General features: G+C 57.4%; 1 protein-coding gene. It reads right to left on the reverse strand.

What is annotated here, in order from left to right:
• Positions 1-881, reverse strand: an 881-nt coding sequence (locus ACYVG7_RS04850; RefSeq protein ID WP_460882096.1) for a transposase domain-containing protein, incomplete at both ends; no start/stop codon positions are given.

Genomic DNA, 881 nt, shown 5'->3' on the forward strand with positions numbered 1-881 from the left:
CCGGCCTCCAGGGTGATGGTGCCATGCTGGCTGACACGCACCGCCTCAGCCTGCAGCATCAATAACTGCAGTTGCTCCTTGGTAGCCTTGCGCACCGTGGCTTGCTGGTAGCTCACCGCAAAGGCGTCATCGAAACTCATCACACCACGGCACACTTCGGTGTCCCGGTTCTGGCGGCTGTTATACATTTCCACGCCCTCAGCTACGGCGGCGAGAAAGGTCTTGGCATCCACCGCCCGATCACCATAGTTGTCGGGTTTTTCCATGGGGTTGGGGCCGGTATAGGCACCCGCCAGGGCGGGATGCTTATCGACAAACTCTTCAAGCCCACCAACACCGAAGGCCCGCTCAACCGGTTTCGCCTGGCCGTGACCTTTACCGAGGATCACGCTGGTCCAGTGCAAGTCGATACCCAGCATGGGGATGATCCCTTTGGGGTCATCTTCTTTGACTTTGAAGCGGTACCGATTCGGCACTCCACCAGTCATCCACTTGTTAGCTGCGGCACGGGTGTTATCAATGGTCAGCTCGCGGGGGATGCCATACGTCCGGCATACATCCATCAGCGACAGGCGGATAGAGTCCGTGTTTTCGCTAACATCGGTGCGCCAGCCCACAATTTTCCGGCTATAGATATCCATCCAGAACCACGTTTTAGGGCGCAGGATTTCGCCGTTGAACCACTTCACAAACACGTTGTGTTGATAGCCGTCACCGGTGATCCATTCCATTGCCGTCAGATCGAGCACGGAACGAACCTGTGGCGGATACATCTGGTGCAGAGCGTGTTCACCTTCCCGAAACAGCACCTGCTGCTCCTGACTGACCTCAAAATTTAGCCGCCGCCGCAGGGCAGACTCGCTGGGTACAACCCAGCCCTT

It is taken from the genome of Pseudaeromonas pectinilytica, assembly GCF_054780855.1.